The sequence below is a fragment of the Streptomyces aurantiacus genome (assembly GCF_027107535.1).
Classification (GTDB): Bacteria; Actinomycetota; Actinomycetes; order Streptomycetales; family Streptomycetaceae; genus Streptomyces.
Genome location: NZ_CP114283.1, coordinates 6,213,653 through 6,233,179, shown reverse-complemented (window position 1 = coordinate 6,233,179; position 19,527 = coordinate 6,213,653). Strand labels below are relative to the sequence as shown.

The following is a 19,527-nucleotide window of genomic DNA, read 5'->3' as shown; positions in this document are numbered from 1 at the left end:
TCACTCGGAACGGAGAGTATGTAAACGAAACTGTTTCGTACTCTTCGAGGTTAGACCACTTTCATCGAAACGACAAAGTTTCGCTAGCGAGAGGGACGTCACATGCGGGGCGGCGGCCCCTGACGCCCGGCTCCGCGCGGGCCGACGGGCCCGGAGCCCCTCCCGGGCTCCTACTGCATCTGCCGGCGCACCAGCTCGTGCAGCCGCCCGCCCGTGTCCGCCAGCAGCTGGGCGGGCGGGCCCTGCTGGGCGATCCGGCCGTCCTCCATCACGATGACGCGATCGGCGTCCATGACCGTGGAGAGGCGGTGCGCGATCACCACACGGGTGGCATCCAGCGCGCGGGTGCTCTCGATGACCGTGCGCTGAGTCTCGTTGTCGAGGGCGCTGGTCGCCTCGTCGAAGAAGAGGATGCGCGGTCGGCGGATCAGCGCCTGGGCGATCATCAGACGCTGCCGCTGGCCGCCGGAGATCGCGCCGCTGCCCGCCACGATGGTGTGCAGCCCCATCGGCATGAGCTTGATGTCCTCGGCGAGCCCCGCCATCTCCGCGGCGGCCATCGCCTCCTCGGGCGTGTACGGCTCCGTGCCGCAGATGACGTCCAGGATCGAGCCGGTGAAGGGCTGCGCGTGCTGGAGCACCACACCGCACTGGCGGCGTACGGCCGACTGGTCGAGTGCGGCCAGGTCCTGGCCGTCGTACAGCACGCTGCCCGACACCGGCTTGTCGAAGCCGATGAGCAGGCGCAGCAGGGTGGACTTGCCGCAGCCGCTGGGGCCGACGACCGCCACGAACTCGCCGGGCCGGATCGCGAACGACACGTCGTCGAGGACCAGCGGCCCGTCGTCGGTGTACCGGAAGGACAGCTTCTTCGCCTCGATGGCACCGGACAGCTCGGCGGGACGCGTGCTCGCCACGCGCACCTCGGGCGTCGCGTCGAGAACCGGCTTGATCTCCTCGAACATCGGCAGCGCGGCGACCATCGACACGAAGGAACCCGTCAGCTGGGTGACCGAGGTCAGCAGCATGGTCATCGAGGTGTTGAACGTCAGGAAGGCCGCGGCCGACAGCGACCCGCGCGCGGGCCCCGCCAGCAGCATGAACATGATGAGCGAACACAGCGGCAGGTACACCGAGCCCAGCACGGTCGTGAGGTTCTTGATCCGCCCCACCCGCTGCTGGAGTTCACGGCTGCGCGCGAACTCTCCCGCCCAGGCCGCGTACGCGTAGTTCTCCGCCGCCGCGACCCGCAGCTTCGGCAGACCCCGCAGGGTCTGGAAGGCCTGGTTGTTGAGCTTGTTGCTCAGCACGATCAGCCGGCGCTGCCAGCGCACCTGCCAGAGACCGAGCCCGAGGAACACCGCGGCGATCACCACGAGCATGCCGATCGCGGCCAGCGCCAGGGGGACGCTGAACCAGAGCAGGATCCCCAGGTTCATCGCGCCGACCGTGACGGACTGGACCACCACGGGTCCGACGCCCGCCATGAGGCGGCGGATGGCGCTGATGCCCATGGCGGCACTGGCCAGTTCACCGGTGGAGCGGGAGGTGAAGAACTTCGTGGGCAGCCGCAGCAACCTGTCCCACACCGCCGGTTGCAGCGTCGCCTCGATACGGCCCTCCAGCCGCAGCATGGTGAGGTTCTGCATCAGCATGAACGCCGCCGACACCACGCCGGCGATCATGATGGCCAGGCAGAGCTGGACGATCAGGGTCTCCTGGGCCTTCGGTACGAACTCGCCCAGCACCTGGCCGGTCGCGATCGGCACCAGCGCGCCGAGCGCCACCGTCACCAGACCGCTGATCGCGAGGTTGCGCATGTCCCCGCCGGTGCCCCGGAGGCTGAACCGCAGCAGCCGCAGCGGACTCAGCCCGCGCTCGGGCAGCGGCCGGTAGAACATCACCGCACGCGGCTCGAACTCCGCCGCGTTGGCCTTCTCGACCGGCGTCTCCCGGCCGCTCGACGGATGCACCGCCGCATAGCCGCCACGCCGCCACAGCAGCGCGACCGGAGTGCCCGACGCGACCCGGTGTCCGACGAGCGGGCCCACGTCGTCGTGCCACCAGCGCCCGTCGAGGCGGACGGCGCGCGCCCGGACCCGGGAGGCGAGCGCGATCCGCTCGACCGGGTCGAGACGGTCGCTCTCCGAGCCGCCCCGCGCGGGGTCCGCGAGGGTGATCCCGGCCGCGCGGGCGACCAGCGCACAGGCCGCGTACGTGGCATCGGCGTCGGCCGCGCCCGGACGGGACCCCGGGCTCTTGGATATGGAAGCCAGCAGTGTGCGGTCGGCCTGGGCGCGGACCGCCTCACCCGCCTTGATGCCCGCGGCCGTCCGGCTCTCGTGCGAGCGCTCCAGCTGTTCGATCCAGCGGTCGAGCGTGGCCAGCAGCCGGTACTGCTGGTCGACCATCGCCTGCCACATCGCCGGGTCGACCAGCAGGTCCGCCGCGGCCTCGGCGCCGTACAGGGAGCCGTACTGCACGCTGCCCGGCGGCACCTGCATCCACAGGACGTCGTCGTCGGTCGGCGCCGCGTCCCTCTCGGTCGCGAGGGGCGCCTCGAACAGGATGGCGAGGCCCCGGCCGACACCGAGGGAGAGGGCGTACTCCAGCGGGCTGGTGGCGGGGGGTACGTACTGGGGATTGCCGTACTCGTCGTACGTCCAGGTCTCGGTCTGCGGGGGCCGGTGCAGCTCGCGCAGTTCGACGCGGCGCAGTACGCACTGGCGCAGCGGTCTGCCGACGAGCGTGTGCTGGGGTCCCGCGACCGGGCCGAGCAGCAGCGAGCCCGCTTCGAGCCGGCCGAGGTGATGCCAGTGGCCCTGCTGGGCCGCGTCGACGGCGAACAGGTCCATGGCCCCGGCCGCGACGAGCCACAGGACGTGCGGCCCTTCGAGATCCAGACGGGTGAGGCCCGAGCCGTCGACCGGGGTGCCCATGCCGCCGAGCGCGCCGAGCACGTAGTCGCTCTCGCCGACGGGCTGTTGCTGCTGCTGGTGATGCTGGTTCTGAGGGTACGGGGACGTCATCTCATCGCTCCCTGACCAGCTCGGCGTATGCGCCGCCGGCCGTCACCAGGGCGTCGTGACGCCCGCGTTCCACGATCGTGCCGTGCTGGAGGACCACGATCTCGTCGCTGTCGCGGACGGTGCTGAGCCGGTGCGCGATCACCACGCAGGCGCAGCCGCGCCTGCGCAGGTTGTCCATCACGAGCTGCTCGGTCTCCGCGTCCAGCGCGCTCGTCACCTCGTCGAGCACCAGGATGCTGGGCCTGCGGACCAACGCCCGGGCGATCTCCAGGCGTTGACGCTGACCGCCGGAGAAGTTGCGGCCGTCCTGCTCGACCCGGCTCTGGACACCGCCCGGGCGGCGCATCACCACGTCGTACAGCGCCGCGTCCTGCAGCGCGGCGACCACCGCCTCGTCCGGCACCGACGGGTCCCACAGGGCGATGTTGTCGCGGACCGAGCCCTCGAAGAGGAAGACGTCCTGGTCGACGAAGGAGACGGAGGACGCGAGCGCGCCGCGCGGGATGTCCTCCAGCCGCTGCCCGTCGATACGGATCACGCCCTCCCAGGGCGCGTACAGGCCCGAGATCAGCCTGGACACGGTCGACTTGCCGCTGCCGGAACCGCCGACGAGGGCGACCTGCTGCCCGGGACCGACCGTCAGCGAGAACCCGGACAGCAGCGGCTTGTCGAGCGGGCTGTACCCGAAGGTGATGTTCTCCAGCTCGACATGGCCGTGCAGCCTGCGGGTGCTGTCACCGGCGCCGCGGCGTGAGTAGAGCGGGTCGGCGGCGAAGTTCTCGACGTCCTTCAGACGGGCCACGTCGGCCGCGAAGTCCTGGATACGGCCGGCGACCCCGTTGAGCCGGGTGATCGGCGCGGTGAAGCGGGTCACCAGCGCCTGGAACGCGACGAGCAGACCCACGGAGATGTGCCCCTCCACGGCCCGCATCCCGCCGATCCACAGAATCAGGGCGCTGTTGAGCGTCGCCAGCGTCGGCGCGACGACCCCCAGCCAGGCCGTCGGCACGCCGAGGCGCTGCTGCTCCTCCAGCGTGGTGGCGTGCTGCCCCGCCCACTTGCGGAAGTAGCCGTCCTCGCCGCCGGTCGCCTTCATCGTCTCGATCAGCTGAAGGCCGGTGTACGCGGTGGTCGTCAGCCGTGCGTTGTCGGCGCGCAGCTTCGCCGTACGGGTCGCGCGCAGCCGGATCACGATCCGCATCGCCACCACGTTGAGCAGCGCGACGCCGATGCCCACGGCCGTGAGCTGCGGATCGTAGGTGTAGAGCAGCACGGCGTACAGGACCACGACGACGGCGTCCACGCCCGCCGCCGCGAGGTCCCGGGCCAGCGTCTCGGCCACCGCGTCGTTGGACTGGAGCCGTTGGACCAGGTCGGCCGGGCTGCGCTGGGAGAAGAAGGTGACCGGCAGGCGCAGCAGGTGCCGGAGGAACTTCGCGCTGCTGAGCGTGGAGGAGATGAGGCGGCCGCGCAGCAGGTTCGCCTGTTGCAGCCAGGTCAGCACCACCGTCAGCAGCACGCTCGCGCCCATCGACGCGAACAGCACCCCGAGCAGCGAGGTCTGCCCGCCGATGAGGAACATGTCGATGTACGTACGGCTGAGCGCGGGCACCGCGGCGCCGACCGCCACCAGCAGCAGGCTGGCCAGCACGGCCGCGGGCATGGTGCCCGAGGTGCCGCGCAGGCGGGCCGGCATGGCGCCCATGACCCCGGGCCTGCGGCCGCCCTTCTCGAAGTCGGGTCCCGGCTCCAGGACCAGCACGACACCCGTGAAGCTGGTGTCGAAGTCCTCCATCGGGATGAAACGGCGGCCCTTGCCGGGGTCGTTGATGTGCACCCCGCGACGGCCGAAGCGGCGCCCCATCCCGTCGTAGACGACGTAGTGGTTGAACTCCCAGAACAGGATGGCCGGGGCCCGGACCTCGGCGAGCGCCGCCGTGTCCATCTGCATGCCCTTGGCCGTCAGCCCGTAACTGCGCGCCGCCTTCAGCAGGTTGCTGGCCCGCGAGCCGTCGCGCGAGACACCGCAGGCGATTCGCAGCTCCTCCAGCGGGATGTGCCGGCCGTAGTGACCGAGCACCATCGCGAGAGACGCCGCGCCGCACTCGACGGCCTCCATCTGGAGGATGGTGGGCGTACGGACGCTCTTGCCCCGGCCCTTGGGGACCTTGCGCCTGGGCGGCGTGGCGCGGCGACGTCCCCGTACCGGAGGCGGCAGCCGCGATTCCGCGGCGTCCGCGGCGTCCGCGGCGTCCGTGGCGGACGCGGTGTCGTGGGGTGCGGTCACGGCAGCAGCCAATCGATCGGGCGCTGGTCGTCCAGGCGGATCGAACCGGAGGCCATGACCATGGAGTCGAGCCGGAACGGCGGGCCCTTCACGGACGACCACCTGTAGCCGGACTTCGTGCCGGACGACCGGTCGAGCCGGACGAGGACGGCCACGGGTCTGCCCTTCTCGGTGAACTGCTCGCCCAGCTGGCTGTCGCCGAGGAAGGCGGCGATCTGCTGCGCCGACTGGGCGGTCCGGTCGACGGACTTCACATGGCCGCGCAGCACCCCGTACTCCTGGGTCGGCACGGACTGGACGGTCAGGTCGACGGCGGCGTCCGAGGGAATCGCGGCGGCGTTCTCCGCGGGCACGTACACCGTCGCGTACAGCGGGTCGTCGGCGTCGGCGACCTTCTCCACGGCGGCGACGTTCGTGCCGGTGCTGACGATCGCGCCGATCGTCGCGGCGAGAGCGGTGACCCGGCCCGCGGCGACGCTGCGTACGACCGTGTCGCCCTTCGCGGTGCGGACCTTGAGCACGGGAGCGTTCGCCCTGATCCGCCGGCCCTGCTCGGTGAGGACCGCGGTGACCTGACCGGAGACGGGGCTCTGCAGGAGGTAGCTGCCCTGGCCGTGGGTGAGGACGGCGGGCGCGTTCACGGTGGACGCCACGGAGCCCGTCACGGCCCAGACCGACGCGGCCGCCATGACGACGACCGTCACGGCCAGCACGAGCCAGCCCTGGGGACGGGCGAAGCGCACCGGCAGGTCGAGCTCCTCCGGCGACTGCAGCTTGGCGAGGGCCTGTTGGCGGAACTGCACGGGTCTTCCCTCACCTGCGAGGAACTGGATGAGCGGCTCACGGGCGAGCCGAGTGGTTCACGGCACCCCTGTGTACGGGGTCCGCTCCATGGCACCCGTAAGTCCCGGAACCGCGAAACGGTTCCGGGACTCACGGCACGTCATGCGATCACGAAGTGATCAGAGACCGGCGACCAGGCCGGTGACCGGGGCGGTGTTCAGGCCGGTCGCGCCCTCGACGGTGCCCACGGCGGTGTCGACCAGGCCGGAGACCGGGGCGATGCCGTCCACGACACCGGTGACGGTGCTGAGGGCGTTCAGGGCGAGGCCGCCGGAGACGTTGTCGAGCTCGGCGTCGGAGATCTCGACGGTCTGAACCTGGGGGGTGGAGTTCATGATGAACTTCCCTTCCTATTGGTATTCACAAGGGGGGAGCGGCCCCCTCTGGGGACAGATGGTCGGCCGCGACCGCGAGCGCCGGGATCCCGGAACCGGAACCCGGAAACGGAAACCGAACGGCCCCCGCGGTGCAATGGATCAAAGCACGGTGCCGCGTCGCGCTTCCAATCAACGACGCGTGTGATCTGGGCATTTGCAGGGCGGATCCGTTCAACCGTGCAGGCCTGCGCACCGCTCGGTGGCGACTTCTTCACATGGCCCCGGGGTGGTTCACATTTCGGCGGCCGGCATCGCGATCCCGAATCGGGCACACCTCGCCAATGACACGGCACGCGACGATCCCTGTGGGGATTCGCCGCGTGCCGTGACCCGGGTGCGTATTCGATGTGCAGATTTGCTGAAGCCAGGATTCCGCTCCGGTCGGCGCACGCGCTGTCACCGCGAAGTAGCGGAGGGCGAACCGATGGCCTCGGTTGCGGAAGGGGTGGCCGTCCGGCTCCCTGAGAAGCCGTCAGCCCGGACCCCGGCGGCCCGTCAGCCGAGCTTCTTGAGGAGCTCGGCGGCGAGCGGCGCGGAGGAGGCGGGGTTCTGGCCGGTGACGAGGTTCCGGTCGACCACCACGTACGGAGCCCACGGCTCGCCCTCCTGGAAGTCGGCGCCGAGCTCCACCAGGCGGTCCTGGAGCAGCCACTTGGCCTTGTCGGCCAGCCCGGCCTGGGTCTCCTCTGCGTTGGTGAACCCGGTCAGGCGGTAGCCGGCGAAGGCGTTGCCGCCGTCCTCCTTCGTGGCGGCGAGCAGTGCGGCGGGGGCGTGACAGACGACTCCGAGCGGCTTGCCGGACTCCAGGGCGCGGGTGAGGAGCCGTCCGGAGTCGGCGTTGACCGCGAGGTCCTCCATGGGGCCGTGGCCGCCGGGGTAGAAGACGGCCGCGTACTCGTCGAGGTCCACGTCCTCCATGCGGACGGGACTGCGCAGCTCCTCGAACGAGGCGAGGCCGGCGGCGACCTTCGCCGCGCCTTCCTGGCCGCCGTTGACCTCGGCGGCCAGGCTGCCCTGGTCCACGGTCGGCACGACGCCGCCCGGGGTGGCCACGACGATCTCGTGGCCCGCGGCCTTGAACGCCTCGTACGGGGCGACGGCCTCCTCGGCCCAGAAGCCGGTCGGGTGCTTCGTGCCGTCCGCGAGAGTCCAGAAGTCGGCACCGGTCACTACGAAAAGAATCTTTGACATGTCTCGAAGGTAGGCCGATGGGACACGGAGATCCAATAGGGGATCCATCGGGGGGCATCGGATTTCCGATGGCATCACGGGAATAAGCCCGAATGGGCCGGATGCGGCCACAGGGCCAGGTGGCCGTACTTCCGGTCGTTTTCGCCCTCCGTAATGCATTCCGGCGGAGTTCTGTGGCGGCCTCCTCGGCCGGGACACCCACTCCGTGACCTCGCGCCGGAACGTCGTGGGCCTCCGCATCGTGGTCCTCGGCCCGCACGGGCCGCCGTGCCGCGGGCGCCGCGAGCACCGTCGCCCCTGCCTCGCCGCCACCGCGACCTGGCCGGTTCGTGTGCCCGCGGTGAAGCCGTCCTCGGGGCGTCCGGCCGCATCGGTGGTGGTCAGCGTCGTGATGCCCGCGGTCCCCGGCGCCGGGGACCGTACATCCCGCGTGACTGATTCATGCATTCGCAAAGGAAGTTGGGAAACAACGTTGAACGCCACACGTGCCGCTTGCGTACCTACAGCCATCCAGGCGCCCGCAGTCAGCTGCCGAACGGCGGCTCGGACCCCCCAGTCCCCAGGAGGTCAAGAAGTTGAGTCACAAGCGGATACCGAAGCGCAAGGCCGTCATAGCCGCAGGAAGCGTGGTCGCGCTCGGCGCGGCGGCACTCATCCTGCCGAACGCGATGGCGTCCCAGACCGACGCGACGGAAGGTGCCGCCCCCAGAACGGTGAAGGCCGCGGACGCGTCTGACCTCGCAGCCCAGCTGGCCGAGCTGCTCGGCGAGGACTACGCCGGTGGGTACTACGACGCCGGTAAGCAGCAGCTCATCATCAACGTCGTGGGCGACGACAACAACATCATCCTGGGCGAGAAGGCGGGAGCCGTCGTCCGCCAGGTCGAGAACAGCACCGCCGAACTCACGGCGGCCTCGCAGACGCTGAAGACCAAGGCGACCGTCCCCGGCACCTCGTGGGCCGTCGATCCCAGGACGAACAAGATCCAGGTCACCGCCGACAGCACCGTCACGGGCGCAAAGTGGGACCAGGTGGAGTCGACCGTCCAGAGCCTCGGTTCGGGCATGGCGACCATCAAGAAGTCCGCCGGCACGTTCAAGACGTTCGTCGAGGGCGGCGACGCCATCTTCGGCGGCGGAGCCCGCTGCTCGCTCGGCTTCAACGTGACCGCCGACGACGGGGCCCCGGCCTTCCTGACCGCGGGCCACTGCGGTGTCGCGGCCGCCGAGTGGTCGGACTCCGAGGCCGGCGCCCCCATCGGCACGGTCGAGGCTGCCACCTTCCCCGGGGAGGGCGACTTTGCCCTCGTCAAGTACGACGACCCCGCGACGGTGGCGCCCAGCACGGTGAACACCGGCGAGCAGACCGTGGAGATCACGGAGGCCGCCGAGGCCGCGGTCGGCCAGACGGTCATCCGCATGGGCAGCACCACCGGCCTGAGCGACGGCGAGGTCACGGGCCTCAACGCCACCGTGAACTACCCGGAGGGCACGGTCACCGGCCTCATCCAGACCAACGTCTGTGCCGAGCCCGGTGACAGCGGCGGCTCCCTGTTCACCGCGGAAGGCAGTGCGATCGGCCTGACGTCCGGCGGCAGCGGCGACTGCCAGGTCGGCGGCGAGACCTTCTTCCAGCCCGTGACCACCGCGCTGGCCGCGGTCGGCGCGACGCTCGGTGCCGGTGGCGCCGGCGCGGGCGAAGAGGCCGGCGCCGGTGAGGAAGCCGGTGCGGGCGAGGAAGCGGGCGCGGGCGAAGAGGCCGGCGCCGGTGAAGAGGCCGGTGCGGGCGAGGAAGCGGGCGCGGGCCAGGAGGCCGGCGCGGGTGAGGAAGCCGGCGCCGGTGGCGACGCGGTCGGCGGCGAGGAGCAGGTCGGCGGCGTCGGTGACCAGACCGGTGAGGTCGGCGACCACAACGGCGACGGCGTGGACGACGGCTCGGGCCTGACCAACCGCCAGTGATCTGAAGGTTCGTCAGTAACGGTGCCGTTCGCAGTGGCCCGGTCCTCCGGCGGGAGGACCGGGCCACTTCGTGCGTACGGCTTCGTGCGGCTGGTCGCGGGGCGGGCCCGTCTAGGGGACATGGGGAACCGCGCGGAGCAGCAGCAGAGCCACGTCGTCCACCCGCTGCTCCGCCGTGCCGCTGTGCCGTACGAGACTGTCGGCCACCTCGTCCAGCGGTCGGTCGCCCACTTCGCCGAGGCGCTCCGCGAGCCCGGCCAGCGCGTCCTCGATGTCGACCCCGGGGGACTCGATCAGGCCGTCGGTGTAGAGGGCGAGCAGCGAGCCGGGCGGCAGTGCCACCGCGGTGGTCGGGTAGGTGGCGCCCGCGTCGATACCGAGCAGCGGGCCGCCCGCCAGGTCGAGCACCCGTACCTTCCCGTCCGGCCTTCTCAGCAGCGGCGGCGGGTGCCCCGCGCGAGCCATCACCACCTGACCGCGCGCCGGGTCCAGACGCAGATAGACACAGCTCGCGAAGAGTTCGGCCCCCAGATCGATCAGCAGCCGGTTGGTGCTGCTCATGACCTCCCCGGGCGGCTGGCCGACGGTCGTGTAGGCGCGCACGGCGGTACGGATCTGACCCATCAGACCCGCCGCGGTGACGTTGTGGCCCTGCACGTCCCCGATCACCGCCGCCGCCTCCCCGGCCGTGGGCACGAGGTCGTAGAAGTCCCCGCCGATCTCCATGCCCTGGGTGGCGGGCAGATAGCGGGCCGCCGCCTCGATGCCGGGCAGTGACGGCAACGAGTGGGGCAGCAGCGCGGCCTGCAGACCGTGGGCCAGCTGGTGCTTGGCGTCGTAGAGACGGGCCCGCTCCAGCGCCTGCGCCACGAGCCCGCTGAGACTCGTCAGTACGGCACGCTCGTCGGCCGGGAAGGGATGCGGTTCGGCGTACGCGAGCACGCAGGTGCCCACCGGCCGCCCGGACGCGATGAGCGGCAGGTACGCCCAGGCCGCCATGCCGCCGGACGTGGTGTCCAGGGCCGGATAGAGCCGCTCCAGCTCCTGGCGGGAGCCGAAGAAGGCCGGCACACCGTTCTGCAGGGCGTGTGTACCGGGTGTCTGCTCGGTCAGCGGCATCCCGTCGAACCGCTCCACCACCCGCGGATCCGGATATCCCCGGTGTCCGAGGACGTGCAGCCGGCCCGCCGCGGAGCCGAGCATCACCAGTCCCTGGCTGCCGACGGCGGGCGCGATCTCGTCGGCGACCAGCTGCACCACGTCCTGCACGCCGACCGCCTCGGTGAGCGCCCCGGCCAGGCTCAGCACCTGGGAGATGGTGACGAGACGCGTGCCGGTGTCCCCGTGCTGGAAGGCCGCGCGGCCCTCCCGTGCCACGGCCCGTGCCCGGGTGATGCGCAGGCTCAGCCCGTTCGTACTGGGATGGAGGCGGAACGACAGCCAGTCCGAGGGCGGCCGCAGCGCCACGAACGACGTCGCCTGCTGACTGAGCAGCGCGGCACGGTAGCGGTCCTCGTAGACCGGGTCGTTCAGCCAGGGCACCGACGCCCACAGCTGGGTGCCGAGCAGGCCGCTGACGGGCAGCCCCAGCAGCTCGGCCGCCGCCGCGTTGGCGAAGGTGATCCGCCCCCGCAGATCCAGCGCGCAGAGCCCGTACGGCAGGCGGGCCACCATCCGCGCCGCCTCGACCGTGCCCAGCGTTCCCGCCACGCTCGCCATCGCTGCCGGCGCGAGCAGATCGGGCTCCGGCCGGATGGGGTGGCCCTTGTCCAGGGCCCGCTCCAGCCGGATCGCGAGCCGGTCGCAGGCGGCCGTGAGATGGTCCCGCTCCCAGGCGGACAGATCCGCGGGATGCGCACCCGGCCAGGTCACGAAGACCGCTCCGTACGTGGCGCGGCCGGTCGCCACCGGCAGGGCGGCCAGCGCGAACGGGTACGGCAGGACCACCGAGATCCGTGGATAGCGGCGGGCCATCTCCGCCTCGCCGCCCACCCACACGAGCCGCCGGTCACGCGCCGCCTCCGCCACCGGAATGGGAGCGCTCAGCCCCACCCGCTCCCAGGGGGCCGCGAACGCCCTGGGGAGCCCGGCCATCACCGCCATCTCCAGGACCTGTTCGCCGGGCGGCAGCAGGTACACCGCTCCCGAATGGGCGTGCACATCGTCCATGAGCGCGGCCAGCGTCAGTGAGAGCAGCGGCCGGCCGACCGGCGCCGGGGCGGGCTGGGGCGGGTGGCCGGACGTCTGCCAGTCGGACACGCCGACCACCTCCTGCCTCGGACACGCGAAGGAGTCCCTGGTCAAGGCTCCCTCGCGAGGGCGGTTCCCGCACGGCGAAGGCGCCCCGGCAGACGTGCCGACCGCCCTCGCACGCAGGCGCATCCGTGCCGAGAACCCCGCCCTCACTCCGGCGGGCGTTGTGCGGCGCGCGGCTTCCGCGCCCCGCTTGTGCGCTGCCGCGCGCCCCCTTGGCTGGTTCTTCACGCCCGGGAAAAGGGATAGGTGGGACGCGCCAGCCTGTGGGCACGCGCAGAAGGCACGCAGTCAGTGGGAGCGGACACAACGGAGTAGGCAGACGGAATGGGCAGACGGAATGGGCAGACGGAGGACAGAAGGGGCGGATGTGATCCGGGTGCTTCTGGTGCATGACGTGTGTCTGGTGAGGTCGGTACTGGCGGAGTGGCTCCGCCAGGAATCCGATCTGACGGTGTTCGAGGCTCCGTGGTGCGGTGCACCCAGGAGCATTCGGTCGTTACAGCCGGACATCTGCGCGGCCGATCTCGAGCGGGCGGACACGTACGGGGTGCCGCCGCTCGGCGACCTCTGCGGGCGGAACGGGAAGGACCCTCGGTTGCTGGTGCTGGCCACGGCGCGAAAACCGGGTCTCCTGCGACGCGCGTTCGACGCGGGGGCGCTCGGTTTCGTCGATCAGGAAGGCTCGCCCGAGCGGCTCGTCTCGGCGATCCGGAAGGTGGCCGCGGGCGAACGCTTCATCGACGACTCGCTCGGATTCGGCTTCCTCCAGGCCGCCCGGATGCCGCTGACCCAAAGAGAGCTGACGGTGCTCTCACTCGCCGCCGACGGGGCCTCCGTCGCGGAGATCGCGGGCAGTCTCCATCTGTCCAACGGGACCGTACGCAACTACATGGCGGCCATCACGAGAAAGACCGGGGCCCGCAACCGCGTCGACGCCATCCGGATCTCCCAGGGTGAGGGATGGCTGTGAGGCGCCCGACCAGGCGCCGACCAGGTCGCGGTAGAGCGGCGACCGGTCCAGCAGCTCCGCGTGGGAGCCGTACGCGGTGCGACGGCCGTCCATGACCAGCACCCGGTCGGCCCGCAGCGCCGAGCTGACCCGGTGCGCCACCACCACGAGAGTGCCGCCCCGTCGCGCGAAGGCACGCTCCGCGCGCGCCTCCGCCGCGGGGTCGAGGTGACAGGTCGCCTCGTCGAGCAGGACAAGGGGGGTGTACGCGAGATGGGCGCGCGCCAGCGCGATGAGCTGGCGCTCGCCCGCGGACAGCGTCGCCGGGGCGACCTCGGCCGTCGGTCCGCCCAGCCTGTCGAGCAGCGCGGTCAGCCCGACGGCATCGGCCGCGGCCAGCAGCTCCGCCTCCGGCACGGGGTCCGGCCGCAGGTGACCGAGGTTCTCGGCGAGCGTCCCGGTGTAGACGTACGCCTCCTGCGGGATCAGTACGCGGTGGTGCTCGCCGGGACGGGCGCCGGGCGCCCTCCGCACCCGCACGGAACCGCCGGTCGGTTGGAGGAGTCCGGCCATGAGCGCGGTGAGAGTGGACTTGCCGATGCCGCTGGGGCCCACGACCGCGAGGTGGGTGCCGTGGGGGACGGTCAGGTCGAGGTCCTCGATCACGGGTTCGCTGGCGGGACCGTAGGCGAACGTGACGTGGGAGAGGGTGACGGCGGCGGGCGGGGCTGAGCCCGTCGGTGCCGGTGCCGGCGCCGGCACCGGCGCTGGTACGGATCGGGACGTGGGTGGGGGCTCCGGGGTGCCCGTGGTGTCCGTGTCCGGGGTGTCCGGGGAGAGGCGGCGCAGGACGACCGCCAGTCTGGAGCCGCTCGTGCCCAGGCCGTGGATGAGGTTCTGCAGGGCGGGCAGCAGTGACTGGCCGACGTACGCGAGGGCGCCCACCAGGGCGCCCGCCGTGACGCCGTGCGCGAGGAGCCAGGGCGCGGTGGCGAGCAGGAGCACGATCGGGAGCTGTCCGCCGACCGTCAGGGCCACCACGCGCAGTACGCCCCACCGGGCCAGCGAACGCGCGGCGCGCTGCTCGGCCCCGATCCGTTCCCGCACCGCGGCGGCGACCTGCTCCTCGGCGCCGGCGGCCGTGATGTCCCGCAACCCGGGGCAGACGGCGCCGAGTTGCGAGGCGAGTTCCTCGTCGGCGACGAGAAACGCCTCCTGGCGGTGGGTCAGCGGCCGCAGGGTCAGCGCGAACAGGGCCACTCCGGCGGCGAGCGGCGGCCCGACCACGAGCAGCAGCAGCGGCGCGAGGGAGAACAGCCCGACGAGGGCGCCCGCGGCGGTGAACACGAAGGAACGCGACACCATCACGACTCCGGCGAAGGTGTCCCGGGCGATCTCCACCTGCTGCGTGAGCCGGGACAGCGCGCCCCTGTCCGCGTCCCGCACCCCCCGGTCGACCACGTCCCGTACGAGCCGGTCCCGCAAGGGCTCGACCAGCGCCGCCACGGCAGCGTAGACCCGCCCGGTGCCGTACGCCCCGGCGACCACGGCGATCGCGGCGGCCCCCAGCCAGCTCAGCCCGACAGTCGCCCGACCGGCCAGGAAGCCCGCGTCGACGGCCCGCGCCAGCGCGTACCCGGTGAGGAAGGTCTGCCCGGACTCCAGCACGGACCACGCGGCGAGGCGCGCGACCACCCGTCGCCTGGTCCGCAGGAACCGGAACCCGCGCCGGTACACGCCGTCGCCACTCACCGGATCCCTCCGGGACGCTCGCGACTCGGCGGTCCTCCGGCCTCACCCTCGCTCCCGGGCTCGTCCGGGGCCGGGCCGCCCCCGAACACCCGGCGGTACTCGGCCATCGTCCACAGCTCCCCATGCCGTCCCACCGCCCGCACGCGCCCCCCGTCCAGCCAGGCGACGGTGTCCGCCCGCTCCGCCGTGGACGCCCGGTGGGCGACGATCAGACGGCTGCACCCGGGTGTGTTCCTGAAGAGCGCCTCGGTGACGTGGTGTTCGGTCACGGTGTCGAGGCTCGACAGCGCGTCGTCCAGGATCAGCAGCCGCCCGCCGCGGGCGAACGCCCGTGCCAGACCCAGGCGTTGGACCTCGCCGCCGGACAGCGGGGCCTCGGCGCAGGGCGTCGCGTAACCGCGGGGCAGGCGGCGTACGAAGTCGTCGGCCCGGGCCGTGCGGGCGGCGGCCCGGACCCGGTGCGGCGGGGGAGCGGGGTCGCCGAAGCCGATCGTGGCCTCGACGCTGTCACCGAGCAGGGCGGGACGCTCGAAGGCGTATCCGATCTCGCGGCGCAGTTCGCGCCGGTCCAGTGCGCGCAGCGGCACGCCGTCGAGCAGCACGTCACCGCCGTCCGGGTCGGCCAGGCGTCCGGCGAGGGCGGCGAGCAGCGACTTGCCCGCGCCCGAGCGGCCGACGACGGCCAGCGTTCCGCCGGCGGGGACCACGAGGTCCACGCCGTCCAGGACGGTCCGCCCGCCACGGCGTACCGTGACGTCCCGCAGTTCCAGGTGCCCCCGGCCGGGCGGCAGGTGGCGGGTGCCGTGCCTCGTCGCCGGGACGTCCAGCACCTCGCCGAGCCGGCGGGCCGAGGCCCGCGCCTCGATCAGGGCGCCGAGCCTGCCGACCAGGACACCGACGCCGGACGCCAGCACCGCGTACCGGGAGGCGGCGAGCAACTCGCCGACGCTGAGGGTCTGTTGTGTGAGCAGCAGACCTGCGGTGGCCAGCACCGCGATCTGCAGCAGTGGTGCCACCGCGACGGCCTGTGCGGCGGCGCGCCCCTGGACGCGCCACATCTGGTGGCCCTCGCGGGAGAGTTCGGGAAGAGGCCGCAGGATCCGGGCCACCTCCTTGTCGGCGGTCCCGGCCGCCGCGACGGTGCGTGCTCCGTCGATCGCCTCCGTGAGCCCGCCCGCGATGCGGCCCTGCGCTTCCTGGTAACGCGCCACGCACTGCGACGAGTTGCGCGTGAACCCTCTGAGGACCGCGACGACTACGGGCGCCCCGCAGACGAAGACCAGTGCCAGCCGGAGGTCGATCAGCCAGAGCGCCACGACCGCTCCGAGCGGAGCGGCGAGGGCGGCGAGAACGCCGGCGAGGGTCGCGGGAGCGGCTCCCGCCTGGCCGGCGTTTCCCACGAGGCGCGCGACGAGCTCGCCGGACCCGAACCGGCGGCCGGCCCGCGGTCCCGCGTCCAGCACGTGTCCGGTCAGACGGGCCCGCAGCCACGCGGTGGCCCGGGCGGTCGTGGTCCCGCCGAGCACCGTCTCGCAGGCGTCGAGCACGGCGAGCACCAGCACCAGGGCCGTGCAGTACAGCACCCAGCGCGTGGCCCGGGAAGGGTCGGTCAGCAGGACGTCGAGCGCCCGGCCGAGCGCGGCGGGCAGCAGCAGGTTCGCCGCTGTCGCGGCCAGGGCCATCAGTGCCAGGGCCACGCAGCGGACACCGCTGTGGCGGGTCGCCGCGCGCAGCAGCGCGTCGCCCGTCGAGGCGGACGCAGGACCAGGACGTGCGGGGTGGGGCGAGGTGGCGGAGCCAGCGGAAAAAGTCACCGGGCGGCCTCCCGACACGGGGACGGACCCCGGCCGGCCCCCGCCTCGTGGAGAGGCGGGAGCCGTCCGGAGCCGTGGATACGGTGCGGTCAGAGACAGAGCGTGACGCTCGCGGCGCTGACGCAGGAGAGCAGGCTCAGCGTGCTGGGACCGCCGCCGCCGGTGATGTCGTCGGATTCCATCGTCTGCAGGTCGAGAAGGGCCATGATTGTTTTCCTTTCGCTGTGTTCCCTTGTGTGGGGACGGGGTGGGGTTACGACTCCGCCGGGCGGCGGAGCCGGGTATCAGGGCCGCCGTCGTGGCGGCGGCAGGAACGGCAGTCGAGCGGGGACCTCGCCGTCGAGGGCGGCGCCGAGCGCGAGCAGACACCCTGCCGTTCCGGTGCCCAGGTCCATCGAGAGACGCATCATCTGGTGGCCGGGAAAGGCCAGTTGGCCTTGATAGGGCATCGCGAACCAGCCGAGTCCCGCGACCTGCTCGGCGACCCGCTCGGGCGCCGCACCGGTCCGGCTCAGATGGAGGACCATGCCGGCCCTGCCCTGGAACAGCCCGGGCTGCGCGTAGAAGCGTGACGTGGCTGCGGTGAGGATCCCCGCCCGTGCCCGCTCGAACTCGCCCCGGTCGTCGTCGGCGTGTCCGAGATAGTCGTCGATGACCAGGCCGAGCCCGGCGCTTCCGTCGCCGAGGTAGGGCAGGGTGCGCCAGCCCTCGTCGACCTCCAGGCTGCCGCCCGGATGCACGACGCAGCACTCCAGGTCCCGGCGCAGCGCATCGGCGGCCGACGCGAGCAGCCCGGGATCACCGGTGGCCTCGTACCGGCGCAGCAGGAACAGTGCGGGTCCGCTCGCGCCGCGCATCAGGCCGGCCCGTCGTTTCTTCGTGTCGGGCTGGGGCTCGGCCAGGCGTTCCTGGAGGATCCGTGCCACCTCCGCAGCCCGTGCCTCCAGCTCGGACTCCCCGGTCGTGCGGCCCAGTTCGTCGAGGACCAGGCCGAGTCCGGCGAGGCCGCCCTGGAGGTCGGACGAGAGTTTGTGCCACTTCTCGTCGAGGACCGTACCGACGAGGTCCAGTGCCCGCTGCCGGTGCCCGAGCCGGTCGAGGACGTATGCCACGCCGGCGAGACCGTCGTACAGCCCGAGCGGCGTGCCGGCCGGCAGCGGGTCCGTGTGGTCGAGCAACCAGCGCTCGCCCTCCTCGTACCGGCCGGCCCCGGTCTCGGACAGGGCGTACAGGACGCCTGCCGCGCCGTATGCGATGCCGAGCCCGCCGCCGTCGGAGAACTGGGCGATGTCGCCCGGGAAGAGGCGGTCGTCGCGCTCCGGGGTGGCCGAGGCGAGGATCGCCTTGACCATCGAGTCGCGGCTGTACGGCCAGTCGCCGGGCTCGGCGAGGGCTTCGTACGGCGAGGGAGGCGCGGCGGACGGCGAACCGGCCCTGGGCGAGGGTGAGTTGTTCTCGGTCGTTGGTGAGACGGCGCTCGCGGATGCGGTCGTGGTGCCGGCGGACGCGGGGGTCCGGGTGATCTCGGCGACCGCCTCTTCCAGGAACGACCGCGGTATGTCCGGGAACTGCCCGAGGATGACCTCGGCCAGGTGTGCGGCCTTGGCGCGGTCGACCACGAACAGCGTGGTGACCGGCATGAACAGGGCGAGCCGCAGACAGGCCAGCGCGTACCGGTCCACGTCCGCGCCGGTCCGGTCCGGCGGTGCGAAGAACCCCGGATGGGCGACGACCTGGCGACCGCCCTCCTCGATCGGCGCCGCCGCCTCGAAGTCGAGGAGGGACACCGACCGCTCGTCGGGGGCGACCATGATGTTGAACACGTGGAGGTCGTTGAAGGCGATCCCGCACCCGTGCACCGCCTCCACCGCCTCCTCGACCATGCGGTGGACGCGCAGCGCCCAGGCCGTGTAGTCGGCGACGGCGGCCGGGTCCGGATCGGGGGAGAGCAGCGGATGCCGCTCGGCGAAGAAGGAGTTGAGCGGCCGCCCCTCCAGGAAGTCCATGACGAGGAAGCGGTGGTCGCCGAGCGTGAACCAGTCGCGCACCTCGGGCACCACACCGAGGCCGGACACCCGCTCCAGGGCGTACTTCTCCCGCGCGAGCCGGGTGACGGCGTCCGCCCCGTCGGCGGCGAGGCCCGCGTGCGGCCGGCCTTCCTTCAGGACGACCCGCTGCCCGTTCCGGGTGTCGACGCCCGAGTACACGCCGCCCCCGTTGGAGAAGTGCAGTGCCTTCTCGATGCGGTACGGCAGGTCGCCGACGGTCGTGGTGTTGCGTGCGGCGAGCTGGGGTTCCAGGAACGAGGGCAGGGTCACCCATTCCGGCACCTGGAAGGAGGGCGCCCGCCGGTCCGGTACGAGCCGGCCCTCGCCGTCCGTCACCGCGGGCACGAGGGTGCCGCGGTCGTCGACGACGAACGAGCGTGCGAAGGCGCCGTAGCGCACGTACAGCGGACCCTCGTTCCAGCGCAGGTCGGTCAGGACGTACGGGCCGTCCAGGCCCTCCAGCAGCGCGCCCAGCTCCTCCAGCACGACCTGGAGCTGCTCCTCGTCCGCCGGATAGATGGTGACGAACTTTCCGCTCCCGTCACGGGCCGCGTACTTCACGTTCCGCAGGTGCAGCAGGTGCGGTCCCGGGACGAACTTGAACGGGACGGCCCTCGGCACGCAGTAGTCCCACACGATCCCCGCGATCCGCTCCGCGTTCTCCCGGGTGGCCGAGGCATGGATCTTCCAGCCCTGGGCCGGCCCGGACCGCGGCCTGCCCTCGGCGTCCACGGGAGTCAGCGCCAGCCAGTCGCCGATGCGCGCCGCCCGCCATCCCGCGGGGACCGCCCGGCGGGCCGTCTCGTAGGAGGGCGCGGCGTCGGCCCCCTCCCCGGCCAGCCGGTCGGGCGTCTCGTAGAAGTGCCTGTCGGCCAGCGCATAGACCTCGTACCGCTTGTCCATCCCAACCCCCTCCGGCTCCTGATTGAGCCTTCCACCACACCCGGGGCACGGACAGTCACGCCTGTCACGAGGTCACCATGCGGAATGCACGGCTTTTCCGGGCGCCCCGGGGCGCCGCCC

The 19,527-nt window shown here is 72.3% G+C and carries 11 protein-coding genes and 1 pseudogene; 2 read left to right on the top strand and 10 right to left on the bottom strand.

Translation table 11 applies throughout. The features are described 5' to 3' along the window. Positions 1-170: 170 nt before the first annotated feature. The 5 genes from O1Q96_RS29915 to O1Q96_RS29895 all read right to left on the bottom strand — a co-directional run bounded on the left by O1Q96_RS29915 (position 171) and on the right by O1Q96_RS29895 (position 7,727). A complete protein-coding gene (locus tag O1Q96_RS29915; protein ID WP_269251124.1) occupies positions 171-3,029 on the bottom strand; it encodes an NHLP bacteriocin export ABC transporter permease/ATPase subunit in 2,859 nt (952 codons plus the stop codon). A 1-nt stretch (position 3,030) separates the two neighbouring features. Continuing rightward, positions 3,031-5,247: an NHLP family bacteriocin export ABC transporter peptidase/permease/ATPase subunit gene (locus tag O1Q96_RS29910; RefSeq protein ID WP_269253774.1), complete on the bottom strand. Its 2,217-nt coding sequence runs from the start codon at positions 5,245-5,247 to the stop codon at positions 3,031-3,033. Positions 5,248-5,312: 65 nt separating this feature from the next. Beyond that, positions 5,313-6,119: a biotin/lipoyl-containing protein gene (locus tag O1Q96_RS29905; RefSeq protein ID WP_269251123.1), complete on the bottom strand. Its 807-nt coding sequence runs from the start codon at positions 6,117-6,119 to the stop codon at positions 5,313-5,315. Positions 6,120-6,278: 159 nt separating this feature from the next. After that, positions 6,279-6,494: a type A2 lantipeptide gene (locus O1Q96_RS29900; protein WP_217453515.1), complete on the bottom strand. Its 216-nt coding sequence runs from the start codon at positions 6,492-6,494 to the stop codon at positions 6,279-6,281. A 537-nt stretch (positions 6,495-7,031) separates the two neighbouring features. Continuing rightward, positions 7,032-7,727, bottom strand: coding sequence for a type 1 glutamine amidotransferase domain-containing protein (locus O1Q96_RS29895; RefSeq protein ID WP_269251122.1), 696 nt, complete (start codon positions 7,725-7,727; stop codon positions 7,032-7,034). A 575-nt stretch (positions 7,728-8,302) separates the two neighbouring features. Here O1Q96_RS29895 and O1Q96_RS29890 point away from each other — a divergent pair. Next, positions 8,303-9,685, top strand: a complete 1,383-nt coding sequence (locus tag O1Q96_RS29890) for a S1 family peptidase (RefSeq protein ID WP_269251121.1) — start codon at positions 8,303-8,305, stop codon at positions 9,683-9,685. Positions 9,686-9,796: 111 nt separating this feature from the next. Here O1Q96_RS29890 and O1Q96_RS29885 read toward each other — a convergent pair whose 3' ends face one another. Continuing rightward, complete coding sequence (locus tag O1Q96_RS29885; protein ID WP_269253773.1) at positions 9,797-11,953, bottom strand: SpoIIE family protein phosphatase; 2,157 nt, start codon at positions 11,951-11,953, stop codon at positions 9,797-9,799. On the opposite strand from O1Q96_RS29885, the pseudogene O1Q96_RS44350 reads away from it, so the two are divergent. Continuing rightward, positions 11,853-12,827, top strand: a pseudogene (locus tag O1Q96_RS44350) (LuxR C-terminal-related transcriptional regulator); the annotation flags it as partial. The gene O1Q96_RS29885 and the pseudogene O1Q96_RS44350 sit on opposite strands and share 101 nt — an antisense overlap. Here the strand turns inward: O1Q96_RS44350 and O1Q96_RS44345 are convergent. From O1Q96_RS44345 to lanKC, 4 genes are all read right to left on the bottom strand, one after another. After that, a complete protein-coding gene (locus tag O1Q96_RS44345) occupies positions 12,753-14,642 on the bottom strand; it encodes an ABC transporter ATP-binding protein (RefSeq protein WP_331276074.1) in 1,890 nt (629 codons plus the stop codon). The pseudogene O1Q96_RS44350 and the gene O1Q96_RS44345 sit on opposite strands and share 75 nt — an antisense overlap. Then, complete coding sequence (locus tag O1Q96_RS29870) at positions 14,639-16,456, bottom strand: ABC transporter ATP-binding protein (RefSeq protein WP_419586970.1); 1,818 nt, start codon at positions 16,454-16,456, stop codon at positions 14,639-14,641. The genes O1Q96_RS44345 and O1Q96_RS29870 overlap by 4 nt, the downstream gene beginning before the upstream one ends. Positions 16,457-16,545: 89 nt before the next feature. Then, positions 16,546-16,662: a SapB/AmfS family lanthipeptide gene (locus O1Q96_RS29865; protein ID WP_217453521.1), complete on the bottom strand. Its 117-nt coding sequence runs from the start codon at positions 16,660-16,662 to the stop codon at positions 16,546-16,548. A 78-nt stretch (positions 16,663-16,740) separates the two neighbouring features. Then, complete coding sequence (gene lanKC, locus O1Q96_RS29860; protein WP_269251119.1) at positions 16,741-19,407, bottom strand: class III lanthionine synthetase LanKC; 2,667 nt, start codon at positions 19,405-19,407, stop codon at positions 16,741-16,743. Between the last annotated feature and the right edge of the window lie 120 nt (positions 19,408-19,527).

Bases quoted from the DNA above. Each gene is read 5' to 3' on its own strand.
- O1Q96_RS29915 (WP_269251124.1), bottom strand. From the start codon at position 3,029: ATGACGTCCCCGTACCCTCAGAACCAGCATCACCAGCAGCAGCAACAG.
- O1Q96_RS29900 (WP_217453515.1), bottom strand. From the start codon at position 6,494: ATGAACTCCACCCCCCAGGTTCAGACCGTCGAGATCTCCGACGCCGAG.
- O1Q96_RS29895 (WP_269251122.1), bottom strand. From the start codon at position 7,727: ATGTCAAAGATTCTTTTCGTAGTGACCGGTGCCGACTTCTGGACTCTC.
- O1Q96_RS29865 (WP_217453521.1), bottom strand. From the start codon at position 16,662: ATGGCCCTTCTCGACCTGCAGACGATGGAATCCGACGACATCACCGGC.
- lanKC (WP_269251119.1), bottom strand. From the start codon at position 19,407: ATGGACAAGCGGTACGAGGTCTATGCGCTGGCCGACAGGCACTTCTAC.